Annotated in this window: 1 protein-coding gene; it reads right to left on the bottom strand. The window is 69.9% G+C overall.

Translation table 11 applies throughout. The features are described 5' to 3' along the window. Positions 1-366, bottom strand: a 366-nt coding sequence (locus tag AB4Z42_RS28505) for a hypothetical protein (RefSeq protein ID WP_442012598.1), incomplete at both ends; no start/stop codon positions are given.

Below are 366 nucleotides of genomic sequence, written 5' to 3'. Positions count from 1 at the left end.
CCACCGCATTGAGCACGTAGACCGCCTTCCACTCCTGGCCCTTGGCCGAATGGATCGTGGACAGGATCAGGTAGTCATCGTCGCGCGACGGCACGCCGGATTCATCGCTGGACGCGCTCGGCGGATCGAGCGTCAGCTCGGTCAGGAAGCGCTCGCGCGAAGCATAGGTGGCCGCAATCCGCTCGATCTGCTGGAGATCGGCCTGCCGCGCGGCGGYATCGTCGTGAATCCGCTCCAGATGGGGCAGGTACCACGCCACCACCTGCTCGAACTCCGACGGCCACGGCGAGGTGGGCGCCATCAGCCCGCGCGCCAGCGCGATCAGCTCGGCCCAGGCCGGCGCGGCGGCGGGCGGCGGCTCGAAGG

The sequence above is a fragment of the Mycobacterium sp. 2YAF39 genome, assembly GCF_052114565.1.
Taxonomy (GTDB): domain Bacteria; phylum Actinomycetota; class Actinomycetes; order Mycobacteriales; family Mycobacteriaceae; genus Mycobacterium.
Note: the sequence above shows the minus strand (reverse complement) of the source record. Positions and strands in the feature narration are given on the sequence as shown.